Raw genomic sequence first — 17,090 nt, 5'->3', positions numbered from 1 at the left:
GGGCGAGTGCTCCAGCACCTCATCACCCAGGACGAGAACCTGCGCATGGTCCCCACCGACCGGGACGCACTGACGACCGCCGCCGCCGGGCTCCGCGAGGAACTTCGGGGCCACGCAACGGATACGGACAAGCAGCGCGTGCTGACCCGGTGGAGCGGCATCGCCTCGCTCGCGCTGGGCGACTACCCCAGCGCCCGCGCTTTCCTGCGGCAGGCCCTGGACCTCGCCACAGCCAGCGGCAATACCCGCGCCGTCATCGCAACGCAGCTCAACCTCGGGGACGCGTACCGCTACGCCGGGGAGGCACAGACCGCAGACACGCTCTACCGCACCGCCCTGGACACCGCCCGCGCCCAGCAGCCCGACCTCCTCGACTTCGCCCTCCAGCACTTCGCCAAGCACCTGATGGAACAGGGCGACCTCGTCCCGGCCCGTGCCTGCCTCCAGGAGGCGCTCCGCCTTCGGCAGGCCAAGGGTGACGACGATCTGATCGAGTCCACGCAGGCCGCCGTTGACCGTGTCGAGCTGCTGCTGGGCCAGGCCGACGCCGGCGTACCCACGGCCGCCCCTGTGGAATCGAGCCGGTGGAGTAGCGGGTGGACCTCATGGCTCCAGGCCCGCACATCTACCCACACCACGGACCGGTGGAACGGCGACTTCCCCCTGATCCGAGACGCGGTGTACACGCTCGCCCAGCACGAACGCCTTCGACCCCAGCGCCTGCGGGCTCAGTTCCCCGTCGAGCTGATCTCCGCGATGGCGCAGGAGGCGGAGAAGGCCCTGGCCACCGAGGGCTACCTGCACAACGGCAAGTGGAACGCGGCCGTCGGCGACGCCGCGAACCGCTTCGCGAGCGAGGTAGACCTGGCTGCAGTCGTCGCACGGTCAACCGGCCTGGAGGTCGAGCAGCCCCACACCGGCGTCTTCATCGCCTACCTGGACCAGGGGCAGTTCCTCGCTTTCCACCTGGACGAATTCGGCTTCGGCGAGGCCAACCTGATCCTGTGTCTCAAGCACGAGCGCCCCACCGCAGCCACCACCGCGAGCTGCACCGTCTTCATCACCGCCGACGGCTACCGCGCATGTGATCTCGCACCGGGAGACTGCGTTGTGTTCGACGGCGCGCTCACCCCGCATGGCCGGACGTCCCTGGGCCCCGGGGAGCGCGTCATCCTCGTCAGCTTCGGATTCCGCGCCCGTGACCAGGCTCTGCGCACGGTATCCCACCGCCCACAGGTTCCACGTTGAGGAGGGCGCAGCCAAGACCCCAGCCCCGCCCCCACAGCCCCGGGGAACGGGGCTTCGTGCTGTCTGGCTTCGGTAAGGTGCTGCCCCTGCTCCAGGGAGGTACGACGTGAACCCCGAGGACGAACCCCTTGACCGCTGGGCCGCGCGCCGAGAAGGCCGCCTGCGGAAGCCGGGCGAACTCAAAGCCATCACCCTCGCTCCTGGGCCCGGGAGGGCGGCCCACCTCGACCCCGACGCCCCGCGCCTGATCTTGGAATGGGACGGCTTCGCCTGGCAGCCGCTCACCACGGTGGACAACTACGCGGCGGCCCGCCGGTACATGAACCCGCTCCCCGCCCCGCAATTGAAGTCGGAGCAGCCGTCGCAGAAGAAACGGCCCGGCCGCCACCGAAAGCCGTAACCCCAGCAGGACCGAGGAGCGGGGCTTCGTCGTATCCCGCATCAAGTCCTGGTGGACTCGGCGGCCTGACCACCGAGAACCGTGGTCAGGGGCGCGCTGAACGGGCTGTGAGTCACACCTCCCAGAGGGCTTCGGGGTGCCACCGCGCGCACCTTCAGCGCGATGTAGCCAGGGGTGGAGATCGTGCTGGTGGTGACCCTGATCGGCTTCTGTGAGTCCACCACAGCCTGCGGAGCGACGCCCACGAGGACGTCGCCTTTCATAAGGGAACCGGTTGGCGTACACCTCGTAGGAGGTGGCCCCTGGTACAGCTGCGAACTCCAGCAGGAACGGGCCCGGTGCGGCGCTGGAGGGAACCGCGCTGCCGCGCTGGAAGGCGAGGCTGGTGGGTGCCGCCAGGGGCACGAGCGTTTCCGACGGGAGGACGTCCCCGGTCTGGAGCTGGAGGACGGCCGACTTGGGGCCCTCCGTCCCGTCCAGGCCGATGGCCGCGATCTGGATCGCGTAGGCCGTGCTGGGTGCGATGCGCGTCCAGATCGGGAGCCCCTGCGGGGCCGGCGGAACGGGGGGGGCGGGGCGGGGACGTAATAGCCGCCCAGGACCGTCTCCGTGTCCGGCGTCGTCAGGACCAGGCTCGGGGCCGTCGGCACCGTGGGGACGGGCACGGGCTGGCCCTCGGCAGGAAGCGGCAGCGAACCGACATACAGGTTCCAGCCCCGGATCCGGGCCACGGAGGAAACATCTTGGCTGCCCCTGTCGCCCGGCTGCGGGGAGGGGGCCAGCGCGCCCGCGAACTGGAAGCTGAAGGCGCGGCGATGGCAAAGCCGCAAGATCGGCCGGACCGCATTCGTACCGGATTCGCACCGGAGGGTGCAGTGACAGAGTAGGGCCGACAGGCCGCCACCGCGTTATCGCAGGTGGGAGGCGGGTTCCCACCCCCGAGAAGAGGGTGGGACAGACGAGTCGGCCTGTACGCCGGGTTCTGTCACCCGGAGACCTCGCGGTCGCCGGGGAGACGGCCATCCATCTAGGACCGGCGTTGCCGCCGGCCTCGTGCGGTCTACCCGCGAACATCGGGCGGGCAGCCCTCAAGCGTTCGCGCAGACCCGTCCGGGGACGGATCCTCTTGACCTTGCTCCAGGTGGGGTTTACCTAGCCGCCTGAGTCACCTCAGGCGCTGGTGGTCTCTTACACCACCGTTTCACCCTTACCGGAGGCCGAAGCCCCCGGCGGTCTGTTTTCTGTGGCACTGTCCCGCGGGTCACCCCGGGTGGGCGTTACCCACCACCCTGCCCTGTGGAGCCCGGACGTTCCTCGGCGGGATCCGGGGACCCCGACGCGGCCGCCCGGCCGACTCGTCTGTCGTGCCGACCATGCTACCGGCTGTCCGCGCCGCCTTGACCTTGACGCAGCGGCAGGGTTTCTACTGAGGGGCATGCGGATCGGAGAGATCGCCGCGCTCGTCGGGCTCACCACCAGGGCGATCCGGCACTACCACCATGTCGGGCTGCTCCCGGAGCCGGAGCGGCGCCCCAACGGGTACCGGGCCTACACCGTGCGCGACGCCGTGCTGCTGGCCCGGGTGCGCCGGCTGACCGAGCTCGGGCTGAGCCTGGACGAGGTGCGGGACGTCCTCGCCGACGACGCGGGGCGCGAGCTGGCCGACGTACTCCGGGAGCTGGACGCCGACCTGGCGCGGCAGGAGGCCGGGCTGGCCGAGCGCCGGCGCCGGCTGGCCGTGCTGCTCGCCGCCGGGCCGGGGGAGGGCGAGCCCGTCTCGCCGGCGCTGGCCGCGCTGCTGGCGAAGGCCCCGGCGACGGACTCGCCGGCCGCCGCGAAGGACCGCGAGCACCTGACCCTGCTCGACGCCACCGGTGGCGTCGGGGAGGAGGTCTACGCCCTGCTCGGTCCACTGGCCGCCGATCCCGCCGTGCTCGCACTGTACGAGCGGCTGGACGAGCTGGCCGACGCCCCCGCCGACGACCCCCGGATCGGGCCGCTCGCGGAGGCCATGGTGGCCGCCGTCCCGGACGCGGTCTTCGACGCGATCCCGTCCGACGGGCCGGCCGTGGCCGGGTTCGGGGAGGCGCTGCTCGCCGAGTACGCCCCCGCTCAGGCGGAGGTCGTACGCCTGGTGATGGAAGCCTTCGTGGGCAAGGGGCGGGCATGAGCGCCGTACGCGCCGCGCGGATCGCGGCCTGCGCCGTCGTACCCGGCGAGCTGGCCCTCGTGCTGTGCCTCGCGGCCGGGGTGCGCCCGCCCGGGTGGGCCACGGCCGCCGCCGAGGTACTGGTGCTCGCGGTACTGCTGCTGGAGGCCTGGGTGCTGTGCTCGCTGCGGAGGCGCACCGGCTCCTGGCGGCGGGCCGCACGGGCCGTCGTGCCCGAGGCGGTGCTGCGGCTGCTGCTGCACGAGCTGCGGGCCGCCGCCTCCCTCGGCCGGTGGGTCGTGCGCCGCAGGCACGGCGTGGGACCCGGCGACCTCGGCGCCGCGTACACCGGACCGCAGACGGCCACGATGTACGGGTTCCTCTTCGTGTCGGTGATCGAGACCGTCGCCCTGGCCGTGCTCATCCCCTGGCCCGTCGTGCACCGCGTGGTGCTCGTCCTCGACGTCTACGGGGTGCTGCTGGTCCTCGCCCTGCACGCCGCCTGCGTGACCCGGCCGCACGTGCTGCGGGCGGACGGGTCGCTGCGGATCCGCTACGGGGCGCTGTTCGACCTCACCGTCCCGCCGGAAGCGGTGGCATCGGCCCGGGTGGAGCGCCGCTACCCCGAGGGGCGGCTCGTCACCCTCTCCGGGGACGGGGTGCTCGACCTGGTCGTGGGCAGCCAGACGACCGTCACCCTGGAGCTGAACCGCCCGCTGGACTTCCGCCGGCCGCTCGGCGCCCGGGCCAGGGCCCGTACGATCCGCTTCCACGCCGACGACCCCCGCGCGCTGGTGGCCGCACTGCGGCAACCCGCACCCCCGTGACGGGCTGCCGCACTGCGTGGGGACTCTCCGGGGGGAGGAGGAGTCGTACGCCGAGCGTGACAAGCCGGCCGGGCCCTGTCTTGTACAAAACGGCCCCGCCCGGCCTCAGTCCGGCGGCGGGAGCAGCACGCTCGTGATGCGGCCCGGCACCCGGTCGAGCGCCGAGCCCGGCGGGAGGCCGCCGCGCAGCAGCGCGAACCGGGCGGGCGGCAGGCCCGTCATGGCCTTCACCTCCCGGCCCAGGTGCGCCTGGTCGTGGTAGCCGCAGGCGGCCGCCACCTCGGCCGGGGGCGTCCCGGCCGCGAGCCGGCGCAGTGCGTGCTGGAGCCGGAACAGCCGGGCCACGGCCTTGGGCGGCAGCCCCACCTCCTCCCGGAACCGGGCCCGCAGCCGGCGTGCGCTCCAGCCGGCCTCCGCGCCCGCCCGGGCCGGCGCACCCGGGCCGGTGTCCGCCCACAGCCGGGCGAGCGCGCCGCGCACCTCGGGGGCGGCGGCCGGGCCCCGGTCCAGGCGGGCCGCGAAGACGGAGTCGAGCAGGTCGAAGCGGGCGTTCCAGCCGTCCGCGGCGCGGAGCCGGTCGGCCAGCTGCCGCCCGCCCGGCCCGAACACCTCGGCGAGGTCCACCGGGCCCTGCCCGAAGTGCGCCATCGGCACCCCGAAGAGCCGGTACGCGCCGAGCGGGCTCATGTTCACCTCCAGCCCGTGCACCGCGCCCGCGTGCACCCCGATCACGGGGCCGGTTCGGGGGCCGCCGATCAGGGCGCGGGAGGCGGCGGCGGGCCACAGCCGGGCGGTGGCGAGCTCGGCGCCGCGGGTCACCCACAGGCCGTCGTCGAAGGTGAAGACCAGGGTGACGAAGCCGGTGGGCAGCTCCAGGCGCCGCCGCGGCGCGGCGAAACGGGTGTCGAAGCCGGTGTAGTTCACGATGTGCGGGCGCAGCACGGCGGCGGGCCGGCGCACCGGCGGCGCCGGCGCCGGGGCCGGGGCCGGGGCTCCGGCGGGGCGGGGCCCGGCGGGACATGGCCCGGCGGGCCGTTCGGGGGCACCCAACTCCGGGCCTCCCGGGGTTCGCGCGGCCGGGGGCGCCGCGGGGTGCGCAGATGATGGCAGAGCCGCCCGCCGACGGCCATACCAGCGGCGATGCCCGTACCCGAGGCCGTCCGCGATGCCCCGTCCGCGATGCCCGTACCCGATGCCCGTACCCGAGGCCCGTCCGCGAGGCCGTCCGCGCGGCCCGTCCCCCGGGCGCTACGCCGGGGCGAAGAGGATCTTCGCGGTGCCCGGGTCGGCCTGGGTCAGCCTGACCCGGATCCGCTCCCCGAGCGGCAGCCGCTCCGTCCGCGACTCGACCCGTCCCACCACGGCCGGTTCCTCCAGGTGGACGGTCCCGACCTTCGGCTCCTGTTCCTTCACGTCGATGACCGTCGCCTCGAAGCTCTCGCCGACGCGGTCCTTGAGCAGTGCCGCCTCCACCAGGTCCACGCACTCCCGCTCGACCGAGTTGGCCAGCCGGGTGCCCTCCGCCATCTCGTGCGGCAGCGCCTCCAGCGCCTCGACCGCCCAGGCCGGGGGCTCCGCCCCCGCCACCACCGCCACGCACAGCTCGCCGGCGTAGCGGTCGGCGAGCCGGCGCAGCGGGGCGGTGCAGTGCGCGTACGGGGCGGCGACCGCCGCGTGCAGGGCGGGGTCCGGGATCCGGCCGCCGGTGAAGACCGTGTAGCCGGCGCCGCGCAGCAGGGCCGTGCACTCCTGGAGGAAGGCGGCGTGCGCCGGGACGTGCGGGTCGAGGGAGCGGACCAGCGCCGCGTACGGGACGTGGTGCGGCCAGTCGATCCGCAGGGCCTTGGCCGCCCGGCGCAGCCGCCCGACCGCCCCGTCGGGGGCGGCGGGGAGGGTGCGCAGGATGCCGGTGCCGGAGGCGAGCATCAGCTCGGCGGCCGCCATGCCGGTCATCAGCGAGACCTGGGCGTTCCAGCCGTCGGCCGGGAGCGGGGCCCGGTAGGCCAGGCTGTACGAGCCGTCGTGCTCGACGACCTCCTGCTCGGGGACGTTCAGGGAGACGCCGCCGCGCTCGGCCTCCAGGGCCTCGCGCAAGGTTCCGATGTCCTTCAGCAGGGCCAGGGAGGGCTCGGCGGTGCCGGTGTCGATGGCCTTCTGCACGCCGTCGTAGTCGAGTTTGGCGCGGCTGCGCACCAGGGCCCGGCGGACGTCGGTGGTCTCGACCCGGCCGTCGGAGTCCAGGTCCAGCCGCCATACGAGGGCCGGGCGGGTCCGGTCGGGCAGCAGGCTGGCCGCGTCCTCGGAGAGCACGGCCGGGTGCAGGGGGACCTTGCCGTCGGGGAAGTACAGGGTGGTCACCCGGCGGTGGGCCTCGGCGTCGAGGGCGCCGCCCGGGCTGACGAAGGCGGCGACGTCGGCGATGGCGTAGTGGACGCGGTAGCCGCCGGTGGACCGTTTCGCCAGGTGCATGGCCTGGTCGAGGTCCACGGAGGCGGGCGGGTCGACGGTGAAGAAGGGGAGGCCGGTCAGGTCCTCGGACGGCAGCCGGGGAGCGGCGGCCGCCCGCTCGGCCTCGGCGAGCACCTCGGCCGGGAAGGATCCGGGCACGCCCAGTCGCGTCCGCAGGGCGCCCAGCGCGGCGCGCAGGACCGCCCCGTCCGGTCCGGCCATGTGCATGTGACGGCGTGGCATGGACCGAGCGTAGGCCGAGTCCGGCGGATCCGCGCGGGCCGCGAAACCCGCCGCGCGGCGGAACGCGGCGTGGAAATGGTTCCGTATGACGGCGTGAAACCGCCTGGAATGTGGGGCGCGGCCGGGGCGCAATGTGGTGAGCGGTTTACCGGCCCGGGGGAGGGGCCGGCGGCCCATTGGCGGAACCATCCACACCCACATTCATTCGAATTTCATTCGAACTCGGAAAAACGGGGCGGGCATGCTGTTGCGCATTCATTTCACGGGAGCCGACCTGGTCCGCACGAGCGTGGCCAGCCGGCCTGATCCCCTTTGGGAGACGGTATTGAGCCTGCGCGCGTTGCAGCACCGCCCGCGGAGCCCGGCTGCCGAGTGCTGGGGCCGCGACGTCCTTTCCCGGCAGGCCGGGAACCTGCGGACGCTGTTCCCGCTCGTCCGCCCGCACGGGTACTTCCCCGACTTCCTCACCCCGCCCGACGGGACGCTCGGGATCGAGCCCGCCCTGGACACCCTCAGCGCCACCCCCGCCCGCCACCTCCGCGCCGACCTGGCCGTCCTCGCGGCGGGCGGCACCCTGCCCGGCTGGACGGGTGACCTCGCCGCCGGCCGCCCCGACGCGGTACGGGACCTGGCCCGGGCCCTGCGCGGCTACCACGCGGCGGCACTGGCGCCCCTGGAGCCGGCGATGCGGAGCACGGTGCGGGCGGAGTACGCAGCGCAGGCGAAACTCGCGGCCGAATCGGGAATCGAAGCCGTCCTGTCGGGCCTCGGACCGGGCATGCGGTGGAAACCGCCCGTCCTCGAAGTCCAGTACTCGGTCAATCAGGAACTGCACCTGAACGGGCGGGGGCTGCTCCTCGTCCCCACGATGTTCCGCACCCGTAACCCGGTATCGCTGTTCGACCCGGAACTCCCACCCGTGCTCACTTATCCGGCGCGGCGTACGGATTCCCCGGACGCCCGCGCGGGAGAAAGGCTCGGCCCCCTGATGGGCCGCACCCGGACGGCAATCCTGCGGTCCACTTCGGAGACTCCGCACAGCACTTCGGAACTCGCCCGTCTGCTGGGAATGTCGCAGGCGTCGGTCAGCCACCACACCACCGTGCTGCGCGCGGCGGGCCTGATCAGCTCGACCCGGCACCGGAACACGGTCCTCCACCGGGCGACTTCCCTGGGAACCCTTCTACTGCGCGGATGAGGCCGCGTCCACGTCTTTCGAAGAGGTTCGAAAGACGTGGACGGGGTGCGGCGGCGCGTCGGAGAGTCGGCTCGTCCGCAGCACCGTCCGCGACACGAGAGGCTCGATCATGCAACGAGGCAGGACCGCAGCAGCAGCGCTGGCACTGGCCGTGACGTCACTGCTGGGCTTCGCCGGTACGTCCTCCGCCGATGCCACGGGTGCCACGGGTGCCACGGGTGTCACCAGCGACCACCTCGACCGGGGCTCCACCCTGTGGGCGGGCAGCCAGATCGAGAGCAGCACCCGGTACGGATACGCCCGGCTCGTGATGCAGACCGACGGCAACCTGGTGCTGTACGGCACCAACTGGGGCGTGTGCTGGGCCTCCCACACCTACGGCAGCGGCGGGAACCGGGCCGTCTACCAGAGCGACGGGAACTTCGTCGTCTACAACGGCTCCGGCGCCGTGTGGGCCAGCCACACCATGGGCTCGGGCGGCACCAACGTCAACATCAACTGGAACGGCGAGGTGTGGGTCGGGGTCACCCGGCTCACCGGTTCCTGCGGCTGATCCGGCCGCACCAGCCCCCCCCACGAGACCCCCCACCGGCGGCCACGGCCCGCCCCCGGCCCCCAGCGGCCGGGGTGCGGCCGTGGCCGTTCGCCTGTGACCGGGCGGCGGCGGGCCGTCTACCCTGGCCCGGGGGCCGCATCCCCTGCGCCGCGTCGTCTGAAGGAGAACCACCGTGCTCGTGCTGCTGCCGCCCTCCGAGGGAAAGGCCGCCGGCGGCTCCGGCGCACCGCTCGACCCCGCGGCCCTGTCGCTGCCGGGCCTGGCCCCCGCGCGGGCGGCCGTCCTGGAGGAGCTCGTCGAGCTGTGCGCGGGGGACGAGGTGAAGGCGCGCGAGGTGCTCGGGCTCAGCGAGGGCCTGCGCGGGGAGGTCGCGAAGAACGCCGCCCTGCGCTCGGCACCGGCCCGCCCGGCAGGGGAGATCTACACCGGTGTGCTCTACGACGCCCTGGACCTGGCGGGGCTGCCGGCGCCCGCGCGGGGGCTGGCCGAGCGGACGCTGCTGGTGTTCTCCGGGCTGTGGGGCGCGGTCCGGGTGACGGACCGCATCCCCTCCTACCGCTGCTCGATGGGGGTCAAGCTGCCGGGGCTGGGCGCGCTGGGCGCGTACTGGCGCACGCCGATGGCCGAGGTGATGCCGCAGGCGGCGGGGGACGGGCTGGTGCTGGACCTGCGCTCGTCGGCGTACGCGTCCGCGTGGAAGCCGAAGGGGGAGACGGCGGGCCGCACCGCCACGGTGCGGGTGCTGCACTCGCAGGTGGTGGACGGGGTGGAGAAGCGGTCGGTGGTGAGCCACTTCAACAAGGCCACCAAGGGCCGCCTGGTACGCGACCTGCTGCTCGCCGGCGCCGTCCCGGCGTCCCCGGCGGAGCTGGTGACGGCCCTGCGCGACCTCGGCTACGTGGTGGAGGCCGGGGCCCCCGCGAAGCCGGCGAAGGCCTGGTCCCTCGACGTGATCGTCACCCAGATCCACTGAGCCCTCCTTCTTCACGCGGCCCTCGCACCGCTCGGCGCCGGGGCGCTTCCCGGGCTTCGGCCCGCTCCGACGGCCGGAGGCTGTCGCAGCGGCGCGAAGCCGGTAAGGCGCCCGGGCGCCGCACCGCGCGAGCGGCGCGTCAAGGAGGAGGAACGCGGCGGCTAGCGGCCCGGCGGCCAGGCCACCGCGGCCGGGGTCTGGTCCAGCGCGCCCGCGTACTGGGCGCAGGCGTCCGTCAGGGTTTCCAGGAGGGTCAGCGGGTCCGGGAGCGGGTGGCGGACGTCGCGCAGCCAGGTCACCGAGTGGTCGCCCGGGAGGGCCGCCGGGGGGAGCAGGACGTAGCTGCCGCGGCAGTGCCAGCGCAGGCCGGGGTGTTCGTCCATCGTCTCGGGGTGGCAGTCCAGTTCGCAGGGCCACCATTCGTCCTCGTCCTCCGGCGTACCGCGGGTCGCCGTGAAGAAGAGCATCCGGGCCTGGTCGCCGGTGCCGCCGGACTCGGCGACGGGGCCGACCTCGATGCCCGCGGCCAGCAGGCGCTCCAGCGCGCTGCGGCCGGCCTCCAGGGGGACGTCCAGGACGTCGTGCACCATGCCCGTCGCGGTGATGAAGTTGGCCTGGGGCTGGTTGCGGGCCCAACGCTCGATCTGCGCGCGGTCGGTGGTCGACTGGGTCTGCCAGGCGAAGGAGACGGGGTGCCGGCCGGGCGTGGGACAGCCGATGCGGTCGCACGAACACCGGTATCCCGAGGGATGGGCGGCTGGGGCGAGGGGGAGTCCGGCGGCGGCGACGGCGAGCAGGAGCGCTTCGCGCTCCTTGCCGGGGTCCTCGGGGGCGGGTTTCGAGCGGCGGCGCAGCCACTGGGAAATCCTGCTCTGCTCGCCGCGTTTGACGCGGCCGGACTCAGACCCCATCTATCCCCTCACCTCACCGTTGCCCCGGCAGACCATTCCATGGTCCCACCATCGGGAGCGCCGGGTGACCGCACCCCCCGAACGGACTCCCCGATCGAGATCCCCACATAACCACACAATCAGGCCATATGGTTCTCGGCCGTGCCGGTGTCACCGGCCCTCCCGGCGCCCGGCGGTGACGTATCCCACGCCGGCCAGCACCCCGTCCACCAGCGCGTCCGCGAACCCGTGCGTCAACGGCGCGGTCCGCAGCAGCCACCGGTACGTCAGCGGACCCACCAGCATCTCCACCGTCAGCCGCAGATCGGTGCCCGCCGGGAGCTGCCCGGCCTCCCGCGCCGCCCGCAACCGGGCCTCGTACAGCGCGAGCTGCGGCTCCAGCAGCCGCTGCGTGAAACGGGCCCCCAGCTCCGGGTCCGTCGCCCCGGCCGCGGTCAGGGCGCGCACGGGGGCCTCGTACCGGGCGTCGGCGAACTCGTCCACCGTGGCCCGCAGTACGGCCTTCAGGTCCGCCGCCAGGTCCCCGGTGTCCGGGAAGCCGGTCCAGCCGGCCTCCGCGCCCGCCTCTCCGGCCAGCGCCAGCGAGGCGTCCAGCAGCACCTCGGCCTTCGAGGACCACCAGCGGTAGATCGTCTGCTTGCCGACTCCCGCGCGGGCCGCGATGGCCTCGATGGTCAGCTTGTTGTAGCCGACCTCGCCGACCAGCACGAGGGAGGCGTCGAGGATCGCGCGCCGGGAGCGGTCGCTGCGGCGGGTGGCGTCGGGGGTTTTGGTCACCGGCCCAACGTATCAAGCCGGTCCGAGACGTCTCGTCTTCCAGCCGTTGTGGTAATTCACCCGATCAGTTCACTGCGCGGCCACCCCCGAGGAGAGACGATTCTCTCGACACACGCACAGCACCGTGAGTCCGTAGTCGTAGTCGTGAGGAGCCTTCTTTGCGCAGAGACGCCACACCCCGGCGCTACCTGATGTGCCCACCCGCACACTTCAAGGTCACGTACTCCATCAACCCGTGGATGGACCCCACGAAACCGGTGGACCTGCCCCTCGCACACGCCCAGTGGGAAGACCTGAGGGACCGCTACCTCTCCCTCGGGCACACCGTCGAGACCCTCGTCCCCGACCCCGGCCTGCCCGACATGGTCTTCGCCGCGAACGGGGCGCTCGTCGTCGACGGCCGGGTGCTCGGCGCCCGCTTCGCCTACCCGGAACGCGCCGCCGAGGCGGAGATCCACCTCGACTGGTTCCGCGCGCACGGCTTCGAGGACGTCCACGAGCCCTCGCACGTCAACGAGGGCGAGGGGGACTTCGCCGTCACCGCCACCTACATCCTGGCCGGCCGGGGCTTCCGCTCCAGCCCGCTCTCGCACGACGAGGCCCAGGAGTTCTTCGGCCGCCCCGTCATCGGCCTCGACCTGGTGGACCCGCGCTACTACCACCTGGACACGGCGCTCTGCGTCCTCGACGGCGACGAGATCATGTACCACCCGCCGGCCTTCTCCCAGGGCAGCCGGGCCGTACTGCGCCGGCTGTTCCCGGACGCCCTGGTCGTGGAGGACGAGGACGCGGCGGCCTTCGGCCTGAACTCGGTCTCCGACGGGCGGCACGTACTGCTCCCGCAGGGCGCGACCGGGCTGCTGGCCCCGCTGCGCGACCGGGGGTTCGAACCCATCCCGATGGACCTGGGCGAGCTGCTCAAGGGCGGCGGCAGCGTGAAGTGCTGCACGCAGGAGCTGAGGCCGTAGGCCCTACTCGGCGTCGGCGGAGGCGGGCGGCCAGGCGTCGCCCCACTCGGCGTCCCGGGCCGTCTTGTAGAGGCCGCCGTGGCGCTTGGTGACGGTGGCCCGGGACAGCCCGGCCTCCTCGGGACCGCACAGGTCCAGCAGGACCAGCCCCTTCCGGATCTGCGGCTTGCGCGTGATCCGGGAGGGGACCGGCGTCACGGGGAACCGGGTCGCGGCGACGTAGCTGAACTTCTCGTCCTCGTACGGCAGGGACCCGCCCTTGACCTTCCGGTGCAGGGAGGAGCGGCTGACCCGCGCCGAGAAGTGGCACCAGTCCTGCCCGACTTCGATGGGGCAGGCCCCGTCGTGCGGGCAGGGCGCCGCCACCGTCATCCCGGCCGCGAGCAGCTGATCGCGGGCCTCGCGGATGCGCAGGTACCCCTGGGGCGTGCCCGGCTCGATCAGTACGACGGCCTGCCCGGCGCGGGCCGCCTCGGCGACGACCGCCGTGCGGGCCTGCTCGGTGAGTTCGCCGAGTACGTACGACACGGTCACCAGGTCCGCGTCGGGCAGGCTGATCCCGCTGCCGATGACGGCCCGGCGCCACTCCGCCGCGCGCAGCACCCCCGACGACGAGCGGCCCGCCAGCTCCTTGCCGAGCGCCAGCGCCGGCTCCGCCCAGTCCAGCACCGTCGTCGCGCGGGGTCCGTCCCAGGTGGCGTCCACCGCCCAGGTCGCGGAGCCCGTGCCGCCGCCCACGTCCACGTGCGAGCCCGGCGTCCAGTCCGGCGCGGCTTCCGCCAGCCCGTCCAGGGCGGACCGTACGGCTTCGAAGGTGGCCGGCATCCGGTACGCCGCGTACGCCGCCACGTCGGAGCGGTCGCGCAGCACGGGGGTGTCGGTCGGGGTGTCCCCCCGGTAGTTGGCGATCAGGCGCTCGACGGCGGCCGAGGCCTGCTTCGGCGGGAGCCCGTCGAGCAGCCCGGCGAGGGCGCTGCGGAGGGTTTCGGCGGTGGTGGGGGCGGGTGCGGCGTTCACCCGGGAAGTTTACGGCGCCCCGGAGCCCGCCCCGGGTGCGCCCGGTGCGCCCGCTGCCGCGGGCACGGCCATGGGCTCCCGGGTCCGCCAGGGCCGGCACATCCCGAGGAAGCAGGCCACCGCCAGCAGCGAGCAGCTGAGCTGCACGAGCGCCATGGGCACCGCCGTGTCCTCGCCCGCGATCCCGACCAGCGGCGAGGCGACCGCCCCGACCAGGAAGGAGGAGGTGCCCAGCAGCGCGGACGCCGATCCGGCGGCGTGCGGGGTGCGCATGAGGGCCTGCGCGTTGGTGTTCGGCAGGACCAGGCCCATCGCCGACATCAGTACGAACAGCGCGGCGGCGACGGGCACCAGCCCGGCCTTCCCGAACACCCCGGTGGACATGAGCAGCAGGGTGACGGAGGCGGCGGTGATGACGGCGAGCCCGGTGGCAAGGGCCTTGTCCAGACTGACCCGGCCCACCAGCAGCTTGCCGTTGATCTGGCCGACGATGATGAGCCCGACGGAGTTCAGGCCGAACAGCAGGCTGAAGGCCTGCGGGGAGGCCCCGTAGATCTGCTGCACCACGAAGGGCGAGGCGGATATGTAGGAGAAGAGCACCGCGAAGGCGAAGCCGCCCGCCAGGGTGTAGCCGGCGAAGACCCGGTCGGCGAGCAGCCCGCGCATGGTCCGCAGCGCGGCGCCCACCCCGCCGGTCTGGCGGCGCTCGGGCGGCAGCGTCTCGCCGAGGCTGCGCCACACCACGAGGGTGAGCGCGAGGCCGACGGCGGTGAGGACGACGAAGACCCCGCGCCAGTCGGCGAACCGGAGCACCTGGCCGCCGATGAGCGGGGCGATGATCGGGGCGGTGCCGGATATCAGCATCAGGGTGGAGAAGAAGCGGGCCATCTCGACGCCCTCGTACAGGTCGCGCACGACGGCCCGGGCGATCACGATGGCGGCCGCGCCGGCCAGGCCCTGGAGCAGCCGGAAGGCGATGAGCAGGTCGGCGCTCGGGGCGAGGGCGCAGATCGCGGTGGCGAGCACGTAGACGGCCATGCCGGTCAGCAGCGGTCTGCGGCGGCCCCACTTGTCGCTCATCGGGCCGATGACCAGCTGACCGAGCGCCATGCCGGCGAGGCAGGAGGTGAGGGTGAGCTGGACGGTCGCGGCGGGGCTGTGCAGGGCGGCGGTGACCTCGGGCAGGGCCGGGAGGTACATGTCCATGGACAGCGGGGGGAGGGCGGTGAGGCCGCCCAGGATGAAGGTGACCAGCAGGCCGGTGCGGCGCGCGGCCGTCAGGGGGGCGGCGGCGGGTGCCTTCCGGGACGTCGCGGCGGGCGACGACGGCCCGGGGTCCTGACGGGGGCCCGGACGGGGTGCCGGAACGGGGGAGGGACCGGGGGAGGGATCGGGCGACGGGTGGGGCGACGGCCCGTGCGAGGGGGCCGTCGAGGGGCCGCTCTCCGACATGCGGAACTCCAGTCTTTTCATCTGCTTTATGCACCCCTGACCGACCCATGCTCTCAGCTGTCGGAACGTCCCAGAACGGATGTGCGCTGTGACGTACCCTGCGGCCCCATGAGCGCACCCGCGAAGAAGACCGCTGTAGTGACCGGAGCCGGCTCCGGGATCGGCCGCTCCGTGGCCCTGGCCCTGGCCGGCGCGGGCTGGTCGGTGGCCGTGGCCGGACGCCGCACCGGGCCCCTGGAGGAGACGGCCGCCGCGGCCGGAGCGGGGGCGGACGTGCTGCCCGTACCGGCCGACGTCAGCGACCCGCAGGACGTCGCCGCGCTGTTCGAGGCCGTACGGGAGCGGTACGGGCGGCTCGACCTGCTCTTCAACAACGCCGGCACCTTCGGCCCCGCGGGGGTCCCGCTGGAGGACATCTCGTACGAGGCCTGGCGCCAGGTCGTGGACGTCAACCTGACGGGCTCCTTCCTCTGCGCACAGGCGGCGTTCCGCGCGATGAAGGAACAGGACCCGCAGGGCGGCCGGATCATCAACAACGGCTCCATCTCCGCCCACGTCCCGCGCCCGAACTCCATCGCCTACACCGCGACCAAGCACGCCATGACCGGCCTGACCAAGTCCCTGTCGCTCGACGGGCGCCCGTACCGGATCGCCTGCGGACAGATCGACATCGGCAACGCGGCCACCGAGATGACCGAGCGCATGCAGACCGGCATCCTCCAGGCCAACGGTCAGCTGGCGGTGGAGCCGGTGATGGACGCCGCCGACGTGGCCCGCACCGTGCTGCACATGGCGGAGCTCCCGCTGGAGGCCAACGTGCAGTTCGCGACGGTGATGGCCACCGCGATGCCGTACATCGGCCGCGGCTGAGCGGGGCCCGGCCCCGCCGGGGTCGTGCTCGAACTCGGCGCTGCACGCCGGCGACCCCCGCGTACGGGTCGCCGGCGCGGCCGTCCGCATCCCCTGACGCGGCCGCCGCACGCGGAACGGCCCGGCCGCCTCCCCCGAGGGGGAGGCGGCCGGGCCGTTCCGTGGGACCGCTCAGTCCTTGGCGGGACCGCTCGCCGACGCCGCCGGGGCCGGCGCCTCCGCCGGGGCGGGCGGGCGGGCCGGGAGGAGGAACAGCGTCAGCACGACCGCCAGGTACAGGGCCCACACCACCAGCTGGTGGACGGTCGGGTCCGGCTGGAAGTTGAAGACGCCCTTCAGCAGCACCCCGTACCAGCTGTCCGGCGCGATCACCGAGCTGATGTCGAAGGCCTTGTCGTTCAGGCCCCCGAGGAAGCCGGCCTCCTGGAGGTCGTGGACCCCGTACGCGAGCACGCCCGCGGCCACGACCACCAGCATCCCGCCGGTCCACTTGAAGAACCTCGCCAGGTTGATCTTCAGGGCGCCCCGGTAGAACAGCCAGCCGAGGACGATCGCGGTCGCGATGCCCAGCAGCACGCCGATCAGGGGGGCCGAGGAGCCCTCGCCGCTCGCGCGGACCGACGCCCACACGAACAGCGCCGTCTCCAGGCCCTCGCGGCCCACCGCCAGGAAGGCGGTGGCGACCAGCGCGCCGGTGCCCATGGCGAGCGCCGAGTCGAGCTTGCCGTGCAGCTCGGCCCTCAGGTGCCGCGCGGTGCGCTTCATCCAGAAGACCATCCACGTCACCAGGCCCACCGAGATGATCGACAGGCTGCCGCCGAGCAGCTCCTGCGCCTCGAAGGTCAGCTCCTGCGTGCCGAACTCCAGCAGCGCGCCGAAGGTGAGCGAAAGCCCGCAGGCGATTCCGATGCCGAGCCAGACCGGGCGCAGGGCGGCCCGGTTCCCGGTCTTGACCAGGTACGCGACGAGGATGCAGACGACCAGGCTGGCCTCCAGCCCCTCGCGCAGGCCGATCAGATAGTTGCCGAACACGGCGTTTCCTCTCCGGCGGGG

16 protein-coding genes and 1 other RNA gene are annotated in these 17,090 nt (G+C 73.6%); 9 read left to right on the top strand and 8 right to left on the bottom strand.

Going from position 1 to position 17,090, the window contains the following annotated elements:
• Positions 1-6 precede the first annotated feature (6 nt).
• Complete coding sequence (locus ACZ518_RS14865) at positions 7-1,248, top strand: tetratricopeptide repeat protein (RefSeq protein WP_469113415.1); 1,242 nt, start codon at positions 7-9, stop codon at positions 1,246-1,248.
• Between the two features lie 106 nt (positions 1,249-1,354).
• Positions 1,355-1,648, top strand: coding sequence for a DUF6087 family protein (locus tag ACZ518_RS14860; protein WP_469113414.1), 294 nt, complete (start codon positions 1,355-1,357; stop codon positions 1,646-1,648).
• Positions 1,649-2,603: 955 nt separating this feature from the next.
• On the opposite strand, the gene rnpB is transcribed toward ACZ518_RS14860, so the two are convergent.
• Positions 2,604-3,006, bottom strand: an RNA gene (gene rnpB / locus ACZ518_RS14855) — RNase P RNA component class A.
• A 77-nt stretch (positions 3,007-3,083) separates the two neighbouring features.
• On the opposite strand from rnpB, the gene ACZ518_RS14850 reads away from it, so the two are divergent.
• Both ACZ518_RS14850 and ACZ518_RS14845 read left to right on the top strand, forming a co-directional pair.
• Positions 3,084-3,818 (top strand): MerR family transcriptional regulator, encoded by a 735-nt coding sequence (locus tag ACZ518_RS14850; protein WP_469113413.1) that lies wholly within the window; start codon positions 3,084-3,086, stop codon positions 3,816-3,818.
• On the top strand, positions 3,815-4,624 hold the full coding sequence (locus tag ACZ518_RS14845) for a hypothetical protein (RefSeq protein ID WP_469113412.1): 810 nt from the start codon (positions 3,815-3,817) through the stop codon (positions 4,622-4,624). Before ACZ518_RS14850 ends, ACZ518_RS14845 begins: the two co-directional genes overlap by 4 nt.
• Positions 4,625-4,729: 105 nt before the next feature.
• Here the strand turns inward: ACZ518_RS14845 and ACZ518_RS14840 are convergent, their stop codons facing one another.
• Positions 4,730-5,584, bottom strand: a complete 855-nt coding sequence (locus tag ACZ518_RS14840) for an AraC family transcriptional regulator (RefSeq protein ID WP_469113411.1) — start codon at positions 5,582-5,584, stop codon at positions 4,730-4,732.
• A 288-nt stretch (positions 5,585-5,872) separates the two neighbouring features.
• A complete protein-coding gene (locus ACZ518_RS14835) occupies positions 5,873-7,315 on the bottom strand; it encodes an RNB domain-containing ribonuclease (RefSeq protein WP_469113410.1) in 1,443 nt (480 codons plus the stop codon).
• 340 nt (positions 7,316-7,655) lie between these two features.
• Between ACZ518_RS14835 and ACZ518_RS14830 the strand changes: the two genes are divergently transcribed.
• The 3 genes from ACZ518_RS14830 to yaaA all read left to right on the top strand — a co-directional run bounded on the left by ACZ518_RS14830 (position 7,656) and on the right by yaaA (position 10,042).
• A complete protein-coding gene (locus ACZ518_RS14830; RefSeq protein ID WP_469113409.1) occupies positions 7,656-8,513 on the top strand; it encodes an ArsR/SmtB family transcription factor in 858 nt (285 codons plus the stop codon).
• A gap of 109 nt (positions 8,514-8,622) precedes the next feature.
• A complete protein-coding gene (locus tag ACZ518_RS14825; protein ID WP_469113408.1) occupies positions 8,623-9,066 on the top strand; it encodes a hypothetical protein in 444 nt (147 codons plus the stop codon).
• A gap of 175 nt (positions 9,067-9,241) precedes the next feature.
• Complete coding sequence (gene yaaA / locus ACZ518_RS14820; protein ID WP_469113407.1) at positions 9,242-10,042, top strand: peroxide stress protein YaaA; 801 nt, start codon at positions 9,242-9,244, stop codon at positions 10,040-10,042.
• 161 nt (positions 10,043-10,203) lie between these two features.
• Here the strand turns inward: yaaA and ACZ518_RS14815 are convergent, their stop codons facing one another.
• The gene (locus tag ACZ518_RS14815) at positions 10,204-10,953 is read right to left on the bottom strand and encodes a bifunctional DNA primase/polymerase (RefSeq protein WP_469113406.1); all 750 of its coding nucleotides are present in this window, start codon (positions 10,951-10,953) and stop codon (positions 10,204-10,206) included.
• A gap of 150 nt (positions 10,954-11,103) precedes the next feature.
• Complete coding sequence (locus ACZ518_RS14810) at positions 11,104-11,730, bottom strand: TetR/AcrR family transcriptional regulator (RefSeq protein ID WP_469113405.1); 627 nt, start codon at positions 11,728-11,730, stop codon at positions 11,104-11,106.
• Between the two features lie 158 nt (positions 11,731-11,888).
• On the opposite strand from ACZ518_RS14810, the gene ddaH reads away from it, so the two are divergent.
• The gene (gene ddaH / locus ACZ518_RS14805; protein WP_469113404.1) at positions 11,889-12,698 is read left to right on the top strand and encodes a dimethylargininase; all 810 of its coding nucleotides are present in this window, start codon (positions 11,889-11,891) and stop codon (positions 12,696-12,698) included.
• Positions 12,699-12,701: 3 nt separating this feature from the next.
• On the opposite strand, the gene ACZ518_RS14800 is transcribed toward ddaH, so the two are convergent.
• Together ACZ518_RS14800 and ACZ518_RS14795 are read right to left on the bottom strand one after the other, a co-directional pair.
• Positions 12,702-13,715, bottom strand: coding sequence for a small ribosomal subunit Rsm22 family protein (locus tag ACZ518_RS14800; protein ID WP_469113403.1), 1,014 nt, complete (start codon positions 13,713-13,715; stop codon positions 12,702-12,704).
• A 9-nt stretch (positions 13,716-13,724) separates the two neighbouring features.
• On the bottom strand, positions 13,725-15,167 hold the full coding sequence (locus tag ACZ518_RS14795) for a multidrug effflux MFS transporter (protein ID WP_469113402.1): 1,443 nt from the start codon (positions 15,165-15,167) through the stop codon (positions 13,725-13,727).
• Between the two features lie 108 nt (positions 15,168-15,275).
• Here ACZ518_RS14795 and ACZ518_RS14790 point away from each other — a divergent pair, with 108 nt between their 5' ends.
• Positions 15,276-16,037: an SDR family oxidoreductase gene (locus tag ACZ518_RS14790; protein WP_469113401.1), complete on the top strand. Its 762-nt coding sequence runs from the start codon at positions 15,276-15,278 to the stop codon at positions 16,035-16,037.
• Between the two features lie 171 nt (positions 16,038-16,208).
• Here the strand turns inward: ACZ518_RS14790 and efeU are convergent, their stop codons facing one another.
• Positions 16,209-17,069 (bottom strand): iron uptake transporter permease EfeU, encoded by an 861-nt coding sequence (efeU, locus tag ACZ518_RS14785; RefSeq protein WP_469113400.1) that lies wholly within the window; start codon positions 17,067-17,069, stop codon positions 16,209-16,211.
• Between the last annotated feature and the right edge of the window lie 21 nt (positions 17,070-17,090).

Source organism: Streptomyces sp. NPDC033966 (assembly GCF_055575955.1).
Note: the sequence above shows the minus strand (reverse complement) of the source record. Positions and strands in the feature narration are given on the sequence as shown.